12 protein-coding genes and 1 tRNA gene are annotated in these 14,899 nt (G+C 66.3%); 5 read left to right on the forward strand and 8 right to left on the reverse strand.

Features of this window, described 5'->3' with window-relative positions:
• Positions 1 to 175: 175 nt before the first annotated feature.
• Together mvaD and TX79_RS00890 are read left to right on the forward strand one after the other, a co-directional pair.
• On the forward strand, positions 176 to 1,159 hold the full coding sequence (gene mvaD, locus TX79_RS00885) for a phosphomevalonate decarboxylase MvaD (protein ID WP_049925146.1): 984 nt from the start codon (positions 176 to 178) through the stop codon (positions 1,157 to 1,159).
• Positions 1,160 to 1,207: 48 nt separating this feature from the next.
• Complete coding sequence (locus TX79_RS00890; RefSeq protein ID WP_049925147.1) at positions 1,208 to 2,323, forward strand: NAD(P)/FAD-dependent oxidoreductase; 1,116 nt, start codon at positions 1,208 to 1,210, stop codon at positions 2,321 to 2,323.
• 8 nt (positions 2,324 to 2,331) lie between these two features.
• Here the strand turns inward: TX79_RS00890 and fen are convergent, their stop codons facing one another.
• On the reverse strand, positions 2,332 to 3,309 hold the full coding sequence (gene fen, locus TX79_RS00895) for a flap endonuclease-1 (RefSeq protein WP_049925149.1): 978 nt from the start codon (positions 3,307 to 3,309) through the stop codon (positions 2,332 to 2,334).
• Positions 3,310 to 3,357: 48 nt separating this feature from the next.
• Positions 3,358 to 3,930: a GNAT family N-acetyltransferase gene (locus TX79_RS00900; protein ID WP_049925150.1), complete on the reverse strand. Its 573-nt coding sequence runs from the start codon at positions 3,928 to 3,930 to the stop codon at positions 3,358 to 3,360.
• 116 nt (positions 3,931 to 4,046) lie between these two features.
• Between TX79_RS00900 and TX79_RS00905 the strand changes: the two genes are divergently transcribed.
• Positions 4,047 to 4,598 (forward strand): hypothetical protein, encoded by a 552-nt coding sequence (locus tag TX79_RS00905; RefSeq protein ID WP_049928221.1) that lies wholly within the window; start codon positions 4,047 to 4,049, stop codon positions 4,596 to 4,598.
• A gap of 40 nt (positions 4,599 to 4,638) precedes the next feature.
• Here TX79_RS00905 and TX79_RS00910 read toward each other — a convergent pair whose 3' ends face one another.
• Entirely contained in the window at positions 4,639 to 5,115 is a 477-nt protein-coding gene (locus TX79_RS00910) for a hypothetical protein (RefSeq protein ID WP_049925152.1), read from the reverse strand.
• Positions 5,116 to 5,278: 163 nt separating this feature from the next.
• On the opposite strand from TX79_RS00910, the gene TX79_RS00915 reads away from it, so the two are divergent.
• Both TX79_RS00915 and TX79_RS00920 read left to right on the forward strand, forming a co-directional pair.
• Positions 5,279 to 7,906: a PAS domain S-box protein gene (locus TX79_RS00915; RefSeq protein WP_049925153.1), complete on the forward strand. Its 2,628-nt coding sequence runs from the start codon at positions 5,279 to 5,281 to the stop codon at positions 7,904 to 7,906.
• A 283-nt stretch (positions 7,907 to 8,189) separates the two neighbouring features.
• Entirely contained in the window at positions 8,190 to 8,381 is a 192-nt protein-coding gene (locus TX79_RS00920; RefSeq protein ID WP_049925156.1) for a hypothetical protein, read from the forward strand.
• Positions 8,382 to 8,471: 90 nt separating this feature from the next.
• Here the strand turns inward: TX79_RS00920 and TX79_RS00925 are convergent.
• From TX79_RS00925 to TX79_RS00945, 5 genes are all read right to left on the reverse strand, one after another.
• A tRNA-Gly gene (locus tag TX79_RS00925) sits at positions 8,472 to 8,542 on the reverse strand.
• A 310-nt stretch (positions 8,543 to 8,852) separates the two neighbouring features.
• Positions 8,853 to 9,800 carry a sialidase family protein gene (locus tag TX79_RS00930; RefSeq protein ID WP_049925157.1) on the reverse strand — a complete coding sequence of 316 codons (948 nt, stop codon included), beginning with the start codon at positions 9,798 to 9,800 and terminating at the stop codon, positions 8,853 to 8,855.
• A 180-nt stretch (positions 9,801 to 9,980) separates the two neighbouring features.
• The gene (locus tag TX79_RS00935) at positions 9,981 to 10,700 is read right to left on the reverse strand and encodes a class I SAM-dependent methyltransferase (RefSeq protein ID WP_049925159.1); all 720 of its coding nucleotides are present in this window, start codon (positions 10,698 to 10,700) and stop codon (positions 9,981 to 9,983) included.
• 62 nt (positions 10,701 to 10,762) lie between these two features.
• On the reverse strand, positions 10,763 to 12,859 hold the full coding sequence (locus TX79_RS00940; protein WP_049925160.1) for a type II secretion system F family protein: 2,097 nt from the start codon (positions 12,857 to 12,859) through the stop codon (positions 10,763 to 10,765).
• Complete coding sequence (locus tag TX79_RS00945) at positions 12,856 to 14,673, reverse strand: type II/IV secretion system ATPase subunit (protein WP_081655583.1); 1,818 nt, start codon at positions 14,671 to 14,673, stop codon at positions 12,856 to 12,858. Before TX79_RS00945 ends, TX79_RS00940 begins: the two co-directional genes overlap by 4 nt.
• Positions 14,674 to 14,899: the final 226 nt, after the last annotated feature.

The following is a 14,899-nucleotide window of genomic DNA, read 5'->3' on the forward strand; positions in this document are numbered from 1 at the left end:
CGGCGCACACAGTAGTCCAGTGGACTTGCTGTGCCATGCCGGGCTAGCAGCCCGATACCACTGCTATCGGGAGGGAGCGAGCGTGAGCCGACGATACTGGACGTGAAATCAGGACTGGGTCGTTTGTCGGACGAATGCCGTGAACTTTATGCGACCGTCACGTCCGTGTGAGGGTATGAAAGCGACCGCGATGGCCCACCCCATCCAGGGCCTGGTCAAGTACCACGGGATGCGCGACGAAATCGAGCGCCTCCCCTACCACGACAGTATCAGCCTCTGTACGGCCCCTAGCCACACGCGGACCACCGTCGAGTTCTCGATGGACTACGACGAGGATCGGTTCGTCGTCGACGGCGAGGAACTCGAGGGGCGAGCCGCTGAACGCGTCGAGGCCGTCGTCGAGAAGGCCCGCTCGCTGTCCGACGCCGCCCACACGGTCTATCCCGTGCGCCTCGAGAGCGAGAACAGTTTCCCTTCGAACGTCGGTCTCGGTTCGTCCTCGTCGGGCTTCGCGGCCGCCGCGATGGCGCTGGCCGAGGCGGCGGAACTCGACCTCTCGCTGCCGGAAATCTCGACGATCGCTCGCGTCGGTTCGGCCTCCGCGGCTCGAGCCGTGACGGGTGCGTTCTCCCAGCTCCACACGGGTCTCAACGACGAAGACTGTCGCTCGCGGCGGATCCCGACGAACCTTCACGAGGACCTGAAGATCATCGTCGGGCTGGTTCCCTACCACAAGGAAACCGAGGACGCCCACGAAGAGGCCGCGGACAGTCACATGTTCCAGGCCCGCAACGCCCACATCCACGAGCAGATCGCAGAAATGCGCGACGCCCTGCGTAGCGACGACTTCGAGCGGGCCTTCGAACTCGCCGAACACGACTCGCTGTCGCTCGCGGCGACGACGATGACCGGACCGTCCGGCTGGGTCTACTGGCAGCCGGCGACGCTCGCTATTTTCAACCGCGTGCGCGAACTCCGCGAGGAGGAAGACATCCCGGTCTACTTCTCGACCGACACCGGCGCGAGCGTCTACGTCAACACCACCGAGGAACACGCCGAGTTCGTCGAGGAGGAGATCGCCGACTGCGGCGTCTCGACGACCACCTGGGACGTCGGCGGCCCCGCACGGTTGCTGGACGAGGACGACCACCTCTTCTAACCGTCCCCGTCGACAGCGTATTTGAGGGCCGAACCCCAACGTCGAGTCATGCACGTCGTCGTCCTCGGCGCTGGCTACGCCGGACTGACGCTCACGCGGTTACTCGAAACCGAACTCCCCGACGACGTCGACCTGACGCTGGTCGATCGCTCGCCCGACCATCTCGTCCAGCACGAACTCCACCGGGTGATCCGTCGCCCCGAACTCGCCGACGGAATCGCGGTGTCCCTTCCCGCGGTACTCGAGCGAGCGACCGTCCAGGTCGGCGAGGTGGAGGAGATCGACCGCGCGGAACGTACTGTCACGCTCTCGAGCGGAACGCTCTCCTACGACGTCGCGGCGATCTGTCTCGGGGCGCGCACGGCCTACTACGGTCTCGAGAACGTCCGCGAGCACGCGATACCGCTCAAATCGCTCTCGGACGCGCTGGCGATCCGCTCACGGGCGCGCGAGGTGCTGGCCGACGACGGCCACGTCGTAGTCGGTGGCGCTGGCCTCTCGGGCATCCAGGTCGCCGGGGAACTGGCCGCCCTAGTACGGGAGCAAGGCAGCGACGCGTCGGTGACGCTCCTCGAGCAACAGCCAGCGGTCGCGCCGTCGTTTCCGGCGGCGTTTCAGACGGCGACGGCGCGCGCGCTCGAAGAACAGGGAGTTATCGTCCGAACCGACGTCGCAGTCACGGGAGCCGGACCGACCCACGTCGCCGTCGACTCAGGCGACCGGCTTCCGTCTGACCTGTTCGTCTGGACCGGTGGCATCGCGGGCACGGCGGCGGTCGGCGACCGGCCGACGGTCGAAGCCGACCTGCGACTCGACGAGCGGACGTTCGCCTTCGGGGACGCTGTCCGCGTCGTCGACGCCGAGGGCACCGCCGTGCCAGCCAGCGCACAGGCGGCGGTCCGTCAGGCCCGGACGGCGGCGACGAACGTCCACCGGGTGGTCGACTCCGAGGACGCCGACCCGTCACTCGAGACGTTCACGTTCGACTCGCCGGGCTGGCTGGTCAGCGTGGGCGACGACGCCGTCGCGTACGTGGGCGGATCGGTACTGACCGGCCGTGCCGCAAAAGCGATCAAGGCGACCGTCGGCGTCGGCTACCTCTCAGCGATCGGTGCGCGGCGCAACGCCGCCGACGTGGCGTACAGCGAGTTGCGCTCCGATTGATTACGCGGTCAGGTCCAGCGATCCAGGCCCGTCTGGGTGACGCTCTCCTCGATGCGCTCGAAGCCGCGGGCGACCTCGTCCGCGTCGACCGCCCACTCCTCGCAGACGTACTCCCGGGCGGCCTCGAGGTCCGGATCTAGCGTCGCGTCGAACTCGTACTCGTCGGTCACGTTCGGATCGCGGAACAGTTGCCTGACGCGGTCGCCGTACTCGACGCTGTCGCCGCGTGCCTCGAGCACGCTCCAGAGGTCGCCGTGTTCCGTGATCTCTTTGATGGCCGTCTTCGGGCCGATCCCCGAGACGCCCTCGTTGAAGTCCGTGCCGATGAGGATTGCCGCGTCGATCAACTGCTCGAGGGTCAGGTCGTGGTGTGCCAGGGTGGCGTCGAGGTCCATCAGTTCGGGGTCGCCCTTGCTGGTCAACTGGCGCAGCGTCAGCGGCGCGCCGAACAGCAGGGCGTCGTAATCTTCCGACCCCACGTAGTCCGCGTCGCCACGTCGAACCATGTGCGCCGCCTGGGCCTCGCCCTCGGCAGGGGCTTCGACGATGGGGACGTCCAGCAACCGGAGGAGTTCGCGGCTCGTCTCCTGGATCGTCGGCGTCAGCCGCTGCGTGCGCGACTCGAGCTGGGCGATGGCCACCTCGTCGCCCTCCTCGCGGGCCACCTCGAGTTGCTCCTCGTAGCTCCGGCGTTGCTCCCGGCGGGATTCGATCTCGTCTTCCTTCAACTCCGAGGGGCCGCCGTCGAAGACCATTACCGGCGTGACGTCGTTCTCGAAGAACTTCGGCAGCCCCTGGACGATGCCGACGAGGTTCGCGACCTCGGTGCCGTCGGCGGTCGTGTAGATCGAGCTATCGGTCCACTTGACGGTCGTGGTCAGGTACCGGTAGAGCCAGTTGTGCGCGTCGACCGCGACGACGCCCTCGACATCCGAGAAGGGGATCTCCTCGATGACCGCGATGTCGCGAAGTGCTGCGTTTCCCATCGGCGATCAGTAGGGAACGTCGGGATTTCAAACGTTGGCTTCCGACGATCACTCCGCGGGCGTCGGCGGGTCAGTATCGCGCCGCGACGCCAGAAACGACTCCTCCTCGTCGGACAGGTCCCGCTCGCGAAACTCCTCGAGGCCTCGCTGATACCGCTCCGTCGCCGTTCGTCCGTCCCCGTCGTCGGCCGGCCGCGGGTACTCGAGCACCAGTTCGGCGATGCCGGTCGTCTCCCCGGTGTAGCCGAAGCCGGCCCGGTACAGCGCCTCGTAGGCGAAGGGATTGTTGACGGCGATCCGCAGACGGTCGTAACCGCGCTCGAGCGCCCGGTCGCGGACGAGTTCGGCGAGTCGGGGACCGATACCCTCGCCGCGCCGATCGCGGGCGACGGTGACGTAGCGGAGCCACAGGACGTCCGCGTCGGTGCGATCCTCGTTGAACGCGATGGCCCCGACGATGTCACCGTCCTCGTCGTCTTCCTCACCCGCATCCGCCTCGCGAGCGACGGCCTTCCCGGTGTTCGTCATGACGAACTTGCCGGCGTAGCTGAACCGCCGATAATCGAGTCGGAGTTTCGGTCCGTCGGGCGGCCAGCCCAGCACCTCGAACTCGAGTGCCACGGTCGGGGTTCGGCCCGCGGCGACTAAAATCCGGGGCACTCGTCCCCGGTACGACGGATCTCCGGCCTCCCAACCGAGGAGGGACAAACCCTTATCCCGGGGTTCGTGGTAGCGCAATTGCTATGGGAGCCGATACCACGACCGCGTTCGGGATCGACAGTAGCTGGGGGTGGCCGATCGGCGGAGCGCTCGGGGGAGCGATCGCGGCGGCCGCGTTCGGCCTCGTGATGTGGCTCATGGACCCCGAGATTCTCGCCGTGGCGATTCCGGCAATCTACGGACTCGAGCCCGTCGGCGTCGTCGGCTGGACGATCCACGTCGCTCACGGGGTCGTCCTCGGACTGCTCTTTGGCTTCCTGGTTACCCGGGAGCCGATCCTGGGTATCGTGGCAACCTCGACCGAAACCGAGGCGCTCTCGCGAACGGGCATCGCCTTGCGCGTCGTCGGCGCTGGCTTCGTCTTCGGGCTGGCGGTGTGGGCGATCCTTCCACTACTCGTCCTGCCGGTCTGGCTCGAAGCCCTCGGCGTCGAAGCGGCGGCCGACTTCCCCGCGACGGCCGTCGAGAGCATGATCGGTCACCTCCTGTTCGGAACCGTCCTCGGATTGGTCTTTGCCGTGACTATCGACTTCAGGGATCGGCCGGCCCGGTCGCCGTTCGAGGAGTAGCCGTTCGATCGCCTGCACCCGCCTCAACCCACTGGTCCGGTCAGAACCGGTTTCGCCACCGCTGAGTCCGCAACACTTCGTCTTTCATGGCCGAACAGTGTTCCCGCGCTCGTTCCGCCCCGAACTCGTCGGTCATGTCCTCGGTACACTCCTCCCAGGAGCCGCCGATGGACGACCAGTACGCGAGGACGCTGTCCCGGTCCCAGCCCTCCGGGAGGGAGTCGAGTCCGTCGACGTCCTCGTCGACGACGCCGGTGAGGGCGTCACCGTCGGTTGGTTCCGGCTCGCCGTCCTCGAGATCGGTCGCCTCGAGCGCCGACGCGCGGTAGACGGCCGAGCCGACGGCCTCGAGGGCGACGACGTAGGCGGGCTGGTCGTCGCTCGCGTCGACGCTCGTCAGGTCGTCCGTCCCCTGGGGAAACTCGAAGTCCTCGGTCAGGACGGCGGCGACGACGCCGGGACCGTCGGGCGTCGCTACCTCGTCGCCCTCGCTGTAGCGGGTGCTCGTCTCGCTCATGTGCCCACGTAGGGTCCGGGGGTCGGTATACGTCGGCCCCGGACCTGCAAGGGTGGACTGCGGTCGCACCCGAAATCGGGTGCCCGTACGCTCCGCCGGCGGTTCGTCGCGTGCGATCCCCTCGCAGAAGCCCTTATACGCGTACCCGGACTAAAAACCACGAATGACTAGCCCTCCGTTCGCGGACGTCGGCCCGGAGGATACTCCCCGCGTCCGTCAGCAGGCGGTCGTCGCCGAACTCGGCCAGCAAGCGCTCGAGACCGACGACCTCGATCGACTGATGGACGACGCAACGACGGCGATCGTGGAGACGCTCGCGGCCGACCACGCGACGGTGCGTGAGCTATCGGACGGCGACGAACTCGTGGTTCGACAGGGCACGAACTGTCCCGGGGATCGCGGCAACTCCGTGACGATGCCGACCGATCCGGACACCTGGTCGGGTCAGGCGTTGCGCTCCGACGCGCCGGTCGTCGTAGACGACCTACGGACGGAGACGCGGTTCTCCGAATCGACGTTGCCGGCCGACCACGACGTGGTGAGCGGCATCAGCGTCGTCATCGGATCGACCGACGACCCGTGGGGCCTGCTGAGCGTCGGGACGACCGACCGCCGCGAGTTCACGGACCACGACGGGACCTTCATCCAGAGCGTCGCGAACGTCCTCGCCTCGGCCATCTCGAAGGTCCGAACCAAGGATCGACTGCGGGAACGGGAAGCCGAACTCGAACAGGTCTACGGCCGCGTCACGGACGGTTTTCTCGCGCTCGACGAGTCGTGGACGTTTACCCACGTCAACGATCGGGCCGAAACCATCCTGGGCGTCGATCGCGACGACGTCCTCGGCGAGGTAATCTGGACCGTATTTCCGGAACTGGTCGGAACCGCTTTCGAGACGCACTATCGCGAGGCGATCGGTTCCCAGGAGCCGATCTCGATCGAAACGTACTACTCCCCGTTCGAGGCCTGGTTCGAAGAGCGGATCTACCCCTCCGAGAGCGGTCTCTCCGTCTATTTCAAGGACGTCACCGAGCAGAAACGGCTCGAGGAGGAACTCGAGCAGACGTTCGATCGGATCACGGACGCGTTCATCGGACTGGATCGAAACTGGGAGATCAGCTACGTCAACGATCACGGCACCGAGTTACTCGATCCCGACGACGAGGGACTCGTCGGACGGGACTTCTGGGACCCGTTCGAACCGGCGCTGGGAACCACCTTCGAAGAGGAGTACCGCGAGGCCATGGCGACCCAGGAGCCGACGTCGTTCGAGGCGTACTATCCGCCGCTCGATATCCGGTTCGAGGTCCACGCCTATCCCTCCGAATCCGGTCTCTCCATCTACTTCCGGGACGTCACCGAGCGGAAGCAACGCGAGCGCGAACACGAACTGTTCAGAACGCTGCTCGATCACACGACCGACAGCGTGCTGGTCATCGATCCGGAGACGGCGCAGTTCATCGACGTGAACGAAACCGCCAGCCGTCGCCTCGGCTACGACCGGGAGGAACTCACCGATCTGACGGTGCCGGAGATCGAACGCCGGTTCGAGGACCTCGAGGCGTGGCACGACCACGTCGAAGCCGTACGCGACGCGGGATCGATCACGGTCGAGGGCGTCCACGAGCGACGGGACGGAAGCACGTACCCGGCGGAGGTGAACGTCACGTACGTCGATCTCGATCGGGAGTATCTGGTCGCCATCGCACGAGACATCACGGACCGGCGGGAACGCGAGCGCCGCCTCAGGGAGTCCAAACAGCAGTACCGGACGCTCGCCGAAAACTTCCCCAACGGCGTCGTTACCATGTTCGACGACGACCTCGAGTACGTACTCGCGGCCGGTCGAGCGTTCGACGACCTGCCGGTCGCACCCACCGACGTCGAGGGCGAGTCGGTCCGAACCGTCTGGCCCGATCACGTCTCCGAGGCGATCGAATCCGCCTTCCACTCGGGACCGGACGGCCGGCCCCAGACGGTCGAAACCGAGTACGCCGGTCGGGACTGGGTCATCCACGTCGTCCCCATCGACGACCACGAGGGCAACGTCTTCGGCGGGATGACCCTCGCCCAGGACATCACCGAGCGCAAGGAGTACGAGCGCAAACTCGAGGAGTCGAACGAACGCCTCGAGCAGTTCGCCTACGCGGCCTCCCACGACTTACAGGAGCCGTTGCGGATGGTCACGAGCTACCTCCAACTGCTCGAACGACGGTACGACGACGTCTTCGACGAGGACGGCGAGGAGTTCCTCGCGTTCGCCGTCGACGGGGCCGAGCGGATGCGCGAGATGATCGACGGCTTGCTCGCGTACTCGCGGATCGATACCCAGGGTGACCCGCTCGAACCGGTCGACCTGAACGACCTGCTCGAGGACGTTCAGGAGGACCTCCAGATGTGCATCGAGGAGACCGACGCCCGGATTACGTCGGCCGACCTCCCGCGCGTCGAGGGCGATCCAACCCAGTTACGCCAGGTCTTCCAGAACCTGCTGTCGAACGCGATCCAGTACAGCGGCGACGACTCGCCGGTGGTCCACGTCGACGCCGAACACCGGGGTCGACGGTGGGAACTCTCCGTTCACGACGAGGGGATCGGGATTCCCTCCGACCAGCAGGACCGGGTGTTCGAGGTGTTCCAGCGCCTGCACAGCCGTGAGGAACAGTCCGGGACCGGCATCGGACTGGCGCTGTGTCGGCGTATCGTCGAACGCCACGGCGGTCGGATCCGACTCGAGTCCGAACCCGGCGAGGGATCGACGTTCTCGCTGACGCTGCCGGCGGCCGAGTGAGAGGCTGCTCCGTAGTTCGCCGGGTCGTCTGCACGGCCGTGGAAGCCCTACTCGACTGTCCGATCCTCCCTGCAACTGCTCTTACCACGAGTGTTCCCACGTTGACGCTGGGCGAAGAGGACGAGCAGTATCGCCGGGGTTGCGCTTAGATCCGACGATCCGGCACTGAATCACGCTCGCACGGAAACCGTGGATGGTGCTGCCGACGGTGGTTCCGTGTGATCGGTCTCGGGTGGTATATACAACCCCTCACCACTTCCGCAAGGGAGACGTTTATACGCACATGGCAGGCGACCAACGGACACACGAAACCTGCGAACAACCGATCGCGGAGCGACCGAAAGTAGCCGGGCGGTGTCGTGAGTGCGGTGCCGTCTACTCCGCCTGGATTCTTCCCGACGACACCGTCCACCCGATCGGGAAAAAGGGCGGCTGTCGGTGTGGTGCGGCGGAGTTCGAGGCGCTCTCGAGGTGACGTCCGCTCCTCGAATGGTCACCGAATTGTTCGTGACAGGAACACGCGGGCCAGGATTCCTGGGGCTCACGGATTCGTTCGACGCAGGAATGCGCGGACCGGGATTTGAACCCGGGCCATGAGCTTGGAAGGCTCAGGTCCTACCACTAGACCATCCGCGCTCGGTACGTTGCTTTCCGTCCGTCCACATTAAGACTCTTCTCATTTTCGCTCGCCCGGGCCGATGTCGCGGCGCACGGAATCAACGGGCGGCTCGGCGGCGTTCGACCGACGATCTCGAGCGTCCACAGGGAACCTGCCAGGCCTCGAGCCTCTCCGACTCGAGCAGGAGTCGCCCACGAGAACGGCGACCAAGGGGCGAAACGCCAGTAACTCGAAATCGGATAGTCGGTAATCGGTGCGGGCAATCGAGACCGCTTCACCTCGCGGACAGCGGGCTAGTCGCGGCGACGACGGAGCTCACCTCGGCGGTTACCGCTCGAGGACGACACCCCCGGACCCGACGGCGACGGCGACCCCATTCTGGGTGATGGCCTGGAGGTTCTCGCCGACGGGCGTCCGGTTCGGGGTCCACTTCCCGTCGTCGCGTTCGAAGACGATGCCGCCGCTTCCGACGGCGTAGCCGTGACCGTCTTCGACCTCGATGTCCCGGAGTTCGGCGTCGCCGAGGCTCTCGGGCGTCCACGCGCTACCGTCGTACGCGAAGACGGAGGCGTTGCCGCCCGAGACCCAGACGTCGTCGGCGGCGTCGCTGTCGAGGCCGTAGAACGTGACGCCGGCGTCTTCGATGCCGATTGGGTTCCACGTGACGCCGTCGTCGGTGGCGTAGACGCGGCCGTTCGTGTCGATGGCGTGGCCGGAGCGGTCGTCGTAGAACTCGATCCCGGTGAGGCCGGAGCCGCTGCCGGGGACCTCGTACTCCCAGGTGCCTTCTTCACCGTTGTCGAAGCTGTAGTGGACGGCACCGGAGTCGTCGGCAACGTAAACGTCCGCGTCACCCGCGGGGCCGGTGACGGCGACGTCGTTGAAGTTCGCGGTGTGGTCGTTGGGGGCCGAGCGGTCGACGAGGTTGCCCGTGACGACGTCGTACTCGCCGATTGCGCCGCTGGCACCGACGATCCAGAGCCGGTTGCCGTCGTCGGTAGTGTCGACGCCCAAGAGGTCGTTCCCGTTCCCGGTGGGGCCACCCTGCAGGACGACCTCCCAGCCAGCGTCGGTGCGTTCGATCACGAGTCCGCCGCTCGCGACGGCGTGTGCGTTCGTGGCCGTGTGCGCGACGTCGTGAAGGGTGCTGTCGAGGGGGGACTCCACGACCGTCCAGTCAACCGCTTCGTCGGCGGCCGCGGTCGCGGGAACCGTCACTGCGGCAAGCGATGCGCCTGCGATCTTCAGCGCGGAACGTCGCGTAAAGCGCGTCATAGCGCATCCGGGGCTGGACGAGAGAGCTCCATAAAAGCGGGAAACGTTTCAGACGTTTGATCGCCGTTCATTCTATTTATTTTATTTTCTAACTGGGGAAATTTGCACGAGAATAGTTCAAAACCGTTGTAAATAACCTATGGTAAGAATGCCCTTCATTCGGAGGGTTGACAAATTGGCTCACGGTGCTCCCGCGACGTCCGCGTAACAGTTCCCGCTCGAGAGTTCCCACTCGAGCAACTGCAGGTCGCTGGCTTCGAGTTCGCGCTCGAACTCCGCGGGGTCGTAGATGTGGTAGAACCGATCGACCGTCTCGCCGCCGGGGAGCGTCCACTCGAGCGTGGTGTCGAACCCATCGCTCCGGTCGAATCGGTCGTGGGCCGTCGACCAGGCGCTGACCAGCGCCCGCCCGTCGGCCGCGAGGACGCGGGCGAGTTCGTCGAGGCTGGCACGCCGTATCTCCGGGCGGGGGAGGTGGTGGAGGGTCGCCACGTAGACGCCGATGGAGACGGCGTCAGTGGCCAGCGGCAGGGTCGCCGCATCCCCCTGGACCAGATCGACGGCAAACTCGCGTTCGGTCGCGCGGTTCCGTCCCGTCCGGAGGAGTTCGCGGCTGACGTCGACGCCGACGACGGACTCGAGGCCGTCGACGGAGGTCAGCAGTTCGGCGTGCCGGCAGTTGCCACAGCCGAGATCGAGCCCGACGCCCGGATCGTCGGTCGCCGCGATCCGCGGACCGTGACGGTCGACGAACGCCTCGACTTCGGGCCAGGCGTACTCGCGGGTCTCTGCGAAGTGGGCACCGATCCGGTCGTACGTCTCGCGAACGGCGGCACGCGTGCGATCGCTCCCCTGAGGTGGATCCTCGGGATCGCTCGCCTCGGTCGGGTCCTCGGCCATCACCGGTGGTCCGGGGAGAACGTGCAAAAAGCGTTCGAACGGCCCCGCCGACCCCCGGCCGATCAGACGACGACGCCGAACAACAGCACCGAGAGGGCGATCATGACGGCGGCGTGTTTGGCACCCGCGCGTACGTCGCCCGTGCTGAGTTGGCCGGCGATCAGTCCCGACAGCAGTCCCTGCACGAGGGTCGCGTGGTAAAACAGCGTCTCGTAGATCGCGAGGTCGTCGCCGGAGAACCCGTCGAGCCCGGAGATGTCCGCCGTTCCGGCCGCCATCTCGCCGACGGGGAGGTTGGGAAGGAGGTAGATCGTCAGCACCGTCACGATGAACAGGAACACGAGGTAGGAGACGTAGACGACGATCATGTACTCGACCATCACCTGCGCCCGCTGGCGTTTGAGGCGGCGATCCGCCGCGGCTTGCCGGGCACCGATCCGGAGGACCGTCGCGAGGTTGCCGCTGGCGTTCATCGCTTCTGTCAACAGCGTGACGACGCGGGAGACGGCCCGCGTGCGGACCCGATACTCGAACCGGCGAAGCGCCGTCGAGAGGTCGCTCCCCCAGCGGACGTCGGCCCAGACCCGATCGAGTTCGTCGCTCAGCGGACCGAGATCGGAGCCGCGAACCCGGTCGATCGAGGTGACGATCGACGTGCCGGCGTCGTTGATGCTCGCGAGCCGGTCGAGCAGATCCGGAACCGCCGCCTCGACGGCGTCGATCCGCCGCCGGTGGAGTTCGTAACAGACGGCGAACGTCCCGAGGACGAACAGCGCCGCGACCGCTACGACGTCGTCGACCGCGGAGACGTCGAACCCAGCGGCCGTGAACGCCGCCGGCAGCCGCCAGAGGACGGCCCCCACCGCGATCGGAACGGTGATCGCGAACGTCACCGAGGGGCGCTCGAGCAGGGTCGACAGCGGGTTCGAGAGGACGTTCCGGAGCCGCTGGAGGGATCGGTAGTACCGGAGCCGTTCGACGTTGGCCCGTCCTCGCGCCGCGGCAGCCGCGTCGACCCCGCCGTCCGAGCGCAGCGCGGCCCGGGTGTCGGGAACGATCGTCTCCGGTCTCTCCGGGGAGGTCTGTCCGGGGATCAGCGATTCGGTTACGGTACTCAGGTAGATCACGAAGACGAGGTTTCCAAGCGGTAAGACGCCGTAGATCAGCGCTCGCATCGGACCGATGGTTCCGCCGACGGAGATGCCGATGACGAACAGGATCGTGATCAGAAAGAGCGGACCGGCGACGAGGACGGTCACGTACGCCTCCGCGAGGGTACCAAGCAGTCCGAGCGTCCGTTCCTGCTGGGATTCGGCTTCGTCCTGGTACTCGTGGTACTGGCGCTCGAGGAAGTCCGACAGGCGCTGTCCGCTCTGGAGGACGCTCACGAGGTTCTCGGTGAACTCCCCGAACTGGGAACTCGGGGAGCGCCGTCCCATCTCCTGAAGCGCCGTCACGACGTCGACGCCGAAGGTGTCCATCTGTCGGACGGCGACCCGGAACTCGGTCGCCGCCTCGCCGTAGGTGTCCTCCTGCCGGGCGACGATCCTGATCACGTCGGGGATCGCCATCCCGCTTCGCGAGAGCGCGTAGACGAACGCGATGGTCGAGGGCAGCGCCGCCTCGATCTGTCGTTTTCGCGCGTCGGCGACGTAGGAGGGATAGTACCACCGTAGCCAGTAGGTCACCGTCCCGGTGATCGCACCGAGCGTGAAACAGGCGACCGCGACGAGTCCGAACAGTTCCCAGGCCGACAGCGCCGGCAACCCGCCGAGGTTCGCGAGGAACTCGAGCGCGCCGGGCAGGGCCGCCCGCATCGTCTCGGGATCGATCGAGAGGACGTAGAGTAGCCCCCAGATGAGGTACAGTCCGAGGATCGACCCCGCGATGGCGGCGACGGCGGCGTACAACATCGTCCGCGAGCCGTACTCGCGGTAGGTCGTCGGAAACTGACCAGCACGGAGGGCACGCTGACGATCCGGGTGTTCGCTTCTGAACTCGTCGATGTAACCGCCGAACGCCCGGATCGCGACGCGAGCGAGGACGCGGTCGACTCGGCGGGAGACGATGGCGAGGCCGATCGGCAGACAGAGCAGGACGGCGACGAGCAGCGGCACGACCGTCGTCACCGCCACTCCGGGTGCGAACGGGCCGGTCATGGGTCACGCGTCGGACTCCCGAGGTCCGACTCGCCAGCGGAGCCGTCGATCAGCGGGTCGTACACCGGATCGGAACCCGGGTCGTCGTCTCCCTCGTCCTCGAGCAACTCGAGCACGGCGTCCGTGTCGGCGTAGTACTCGTTGACCATCGCGGTGAACCGCCGGTAGTCCGAGATGTCGTTGTCCCGCAGATACTGGAGGAACCGCTGGCGTTGCTGGAGTTCCGCCAGGAGTTCGGTCTGGCTCCAGCCGCGGTCATCCCGGATCTCCTCCAGGACGTGGCTGCCGTGGGATCGGAACGCGTCGGACTCGCTCTCCCAGGTGAACGCCGTCGAGTAGTCGAGTTCGCCGGTTCGCTGGTCGATCCCTTCGATCTCGGCGAGCACCCGGTTCCGGCGGACGCGACTGTCCTCGAGCCGGGTGAGCGTCTGGACCGAGAGGATGTCCAGACTCTGGACCATCGGCCGCGGAACGTTGATCGGCTCGTTCTCGAGGCGGTTGATCACCGTCTGGACCGAGTCGGCGTGCATGGTCGAGTAGGTCGTGTGGCCGGTGTTCATCGCCTGGAAGAGGGTGATCGCCTCCTCGCCGCGGACCTCGCCGACGACGATGTACTCGGGGCGATGACGCAGCGCCGACCGGAGGAGGTCGTACATGGTGATGTCGGTCCCGTCGTGGGTGTGTTCGCGCGTGACCGACGAGAGCCAGTTGTCGTGGTACAACTGGAGTTCCCGGGTGTCCTCGATGGTCAACACCTTCGCCCGCGGCGGGATGAACATCGAGATGGCGTTCATGCTCGTCGTCTTCCCGCTGGCCGTTCCGCCCGCGAACAGCAGGCTCTTGTTGTGTTCGATCGCGAGCCAGAGGTAGGCCATCTGCTCGACGCTGAACGTGCCGTACTCGAGAAGGTCGATCGGGGTAAAGGGCTCGTCGGCGTACTTGCGGACGGTAAAGGCTGATCCCCGCGGGGTGACTTCCTTTCCGAGGGCGAGTTCGGCCCGCGACCCGTCGGGCAGCGTCGTCTCGACCATCGGATCGCCGATCGAAATGTGTTGGCCCGACTGCTGGGCGAGCCGAACGACGAACCGATCGAGTTCGTCCGCGTCGAAGACGACGTTGGTCTCGACGTCGGTGTACTCGTCGTGGTAGACGAAGATCGGCAGATCGTAGCCGTCACAGGAGACGTCCTCGACGTGCGGATCGTGCATGATCGGATCGAGACGTCCGTAGCCGCGGAAGTCCCGGTAGACGTAGTAGAAGAGGCGGTAGAACGTTGCCACGTCGACGTCCGCGCCGTACCGCTCGAGGTACTCGTGGACGGTCTCCCGGAGGAGGTCCTCGACGTCGTCGCGGCCCTCGTCGCGGTACAACAGCGGGTCGCGGACGTCCTCGGAGAGCGTCTCGAGGAGGGTACGTTCGTCTGGGCGGAGCGACGGCTCGACGACGTCGTACCGGTAGTGGTTGTTCTCGGCGTCGTAGCCGATAGTGACGAACGCGAACGGCGCGTTGACCCAGTAGCGATCCACTTCCTCGAGGCCGTCGATGCCGTCGAACTCGATCAACGGGCCGTGGACGGACGGATCGTACGCGACGAGGTCGATCCGCGATCCGCGGACCGCCTCGACGACGCGCCGGAACCGGCGACGGATTCGGTCGAACGCGGAGGCCGACGGCCCGTCCGCGACGGAGTCGGATTCCGGTTCATCGCGGTCCCGTGACTCCTCGTCACCGTCGGCCGACGCCCCGTCGGGCGTCTCCGTCACCCCGACGTCCCCCAGTGCGTCGTTCGTCTCCCGCTCGTCGTGGTCAGTCATCGAAACACACCGAACGTACGCGAGTTCTTCCGGCATATCGGGGACGCGGTGCCTTAAATGAGTGGGCCGAGCGACGAGGGCGGACTGGACGTTTCCGGGGCGGCCGCGTCGAACAACGGAACACCTGAGACGATATACACCGGCTCGCGAGCGAGGTGTACAATGCCTTTCAGCGGCAACGATAGCACAGTCGTTCGACAGTTCGTGCGTTACGTTGATACGGTGG

The sequence above is a fragment of the Halopiger goleimassiliensis genome (genome assembly GCF_000455345.1).
Lineage (GTDB): Archaea > Halobacteriota > Halobacteria > Halobacteriales > Natrialbaceae > Halopiger_A > Halopiger_A goleimassiliensis.

What these genes read in the sequence shown, in the direction of transcription:
- TX79_RS00915 (WP_049925153.1), top strand. Translation starts at nt 5,279, where the DNA reads ATGACTAGCCCTCCGTTCGCGGACGTCGGCCCGGAGGATACTCCCCGC.
- TX79_RS00935 (WP_049925159.1), bottom strand. Translation starts at nt 10,700, where the DNA reads ATGGCCGAGGACCCGACCGAGGCGAGCGATCCCGAGGATCCACCTCAG.
- mvaD (WP_049925146.1), top strand. Translation starts at nt 176, where the DNA reads ATGAAAGCGACCGCGATGGCCCACCCCATCCAGGGCCTGGTCAAGTAC.
- TX79_RS00940 (WP_049925160.1), bottom strand. Translation starts at nt 12,859, where the DNA reads ATGACCGGCCCGTTCGCACCCGGAGTGGCGGTGACGACGGTCGTGCCG.
- TX79_RS00930 (WP_049925157.1), bottom strand. Translation starts at nt 9,800, where the DNA reads ATGACGCGCTTTACGCGACGTTCCGCGCTGAAGATCGCAGGCGCATCG.
- TX79_RS00890 (WP_049925147.1), top strand. Translation starts at nt 1,208, where the DNA reads ATGCACGTCGTCGTCCTCGGCGCTGGCTACGCCGGACTGACGCTCACG.
- fen (WP_049925149.1), bottom strand. Translation starts at nt 3,309, where the DNA reads ATGGGAAACGCAGCACTTCGCGACATCGCGGTCATCGAGGAGATCCCC.
- TX79_RS00920 (WP_049925156.1), top strand. Translation starts at nt 8,190, where the DNA reads ATGGCAGGCGACCAACGGACACACGAAACCTGCGAACAACCGATCGCG.
- TX79_RS00945 (WP_081655583.1), bottom strand. Translation starts at nt 14,673, where the DNA reads ATGACTGACCACGACGAGCGGGAGACGAACGACGCACTGGGGGACGTC.
- TX79_RS00910 (WP_049925152.1), bottom strand. Translation starts at nt 5,115, where the DNA reads ATGAGCGAGACGAGCACCCGCTACAGCGAGGGCGACGAGGTAGCGACG.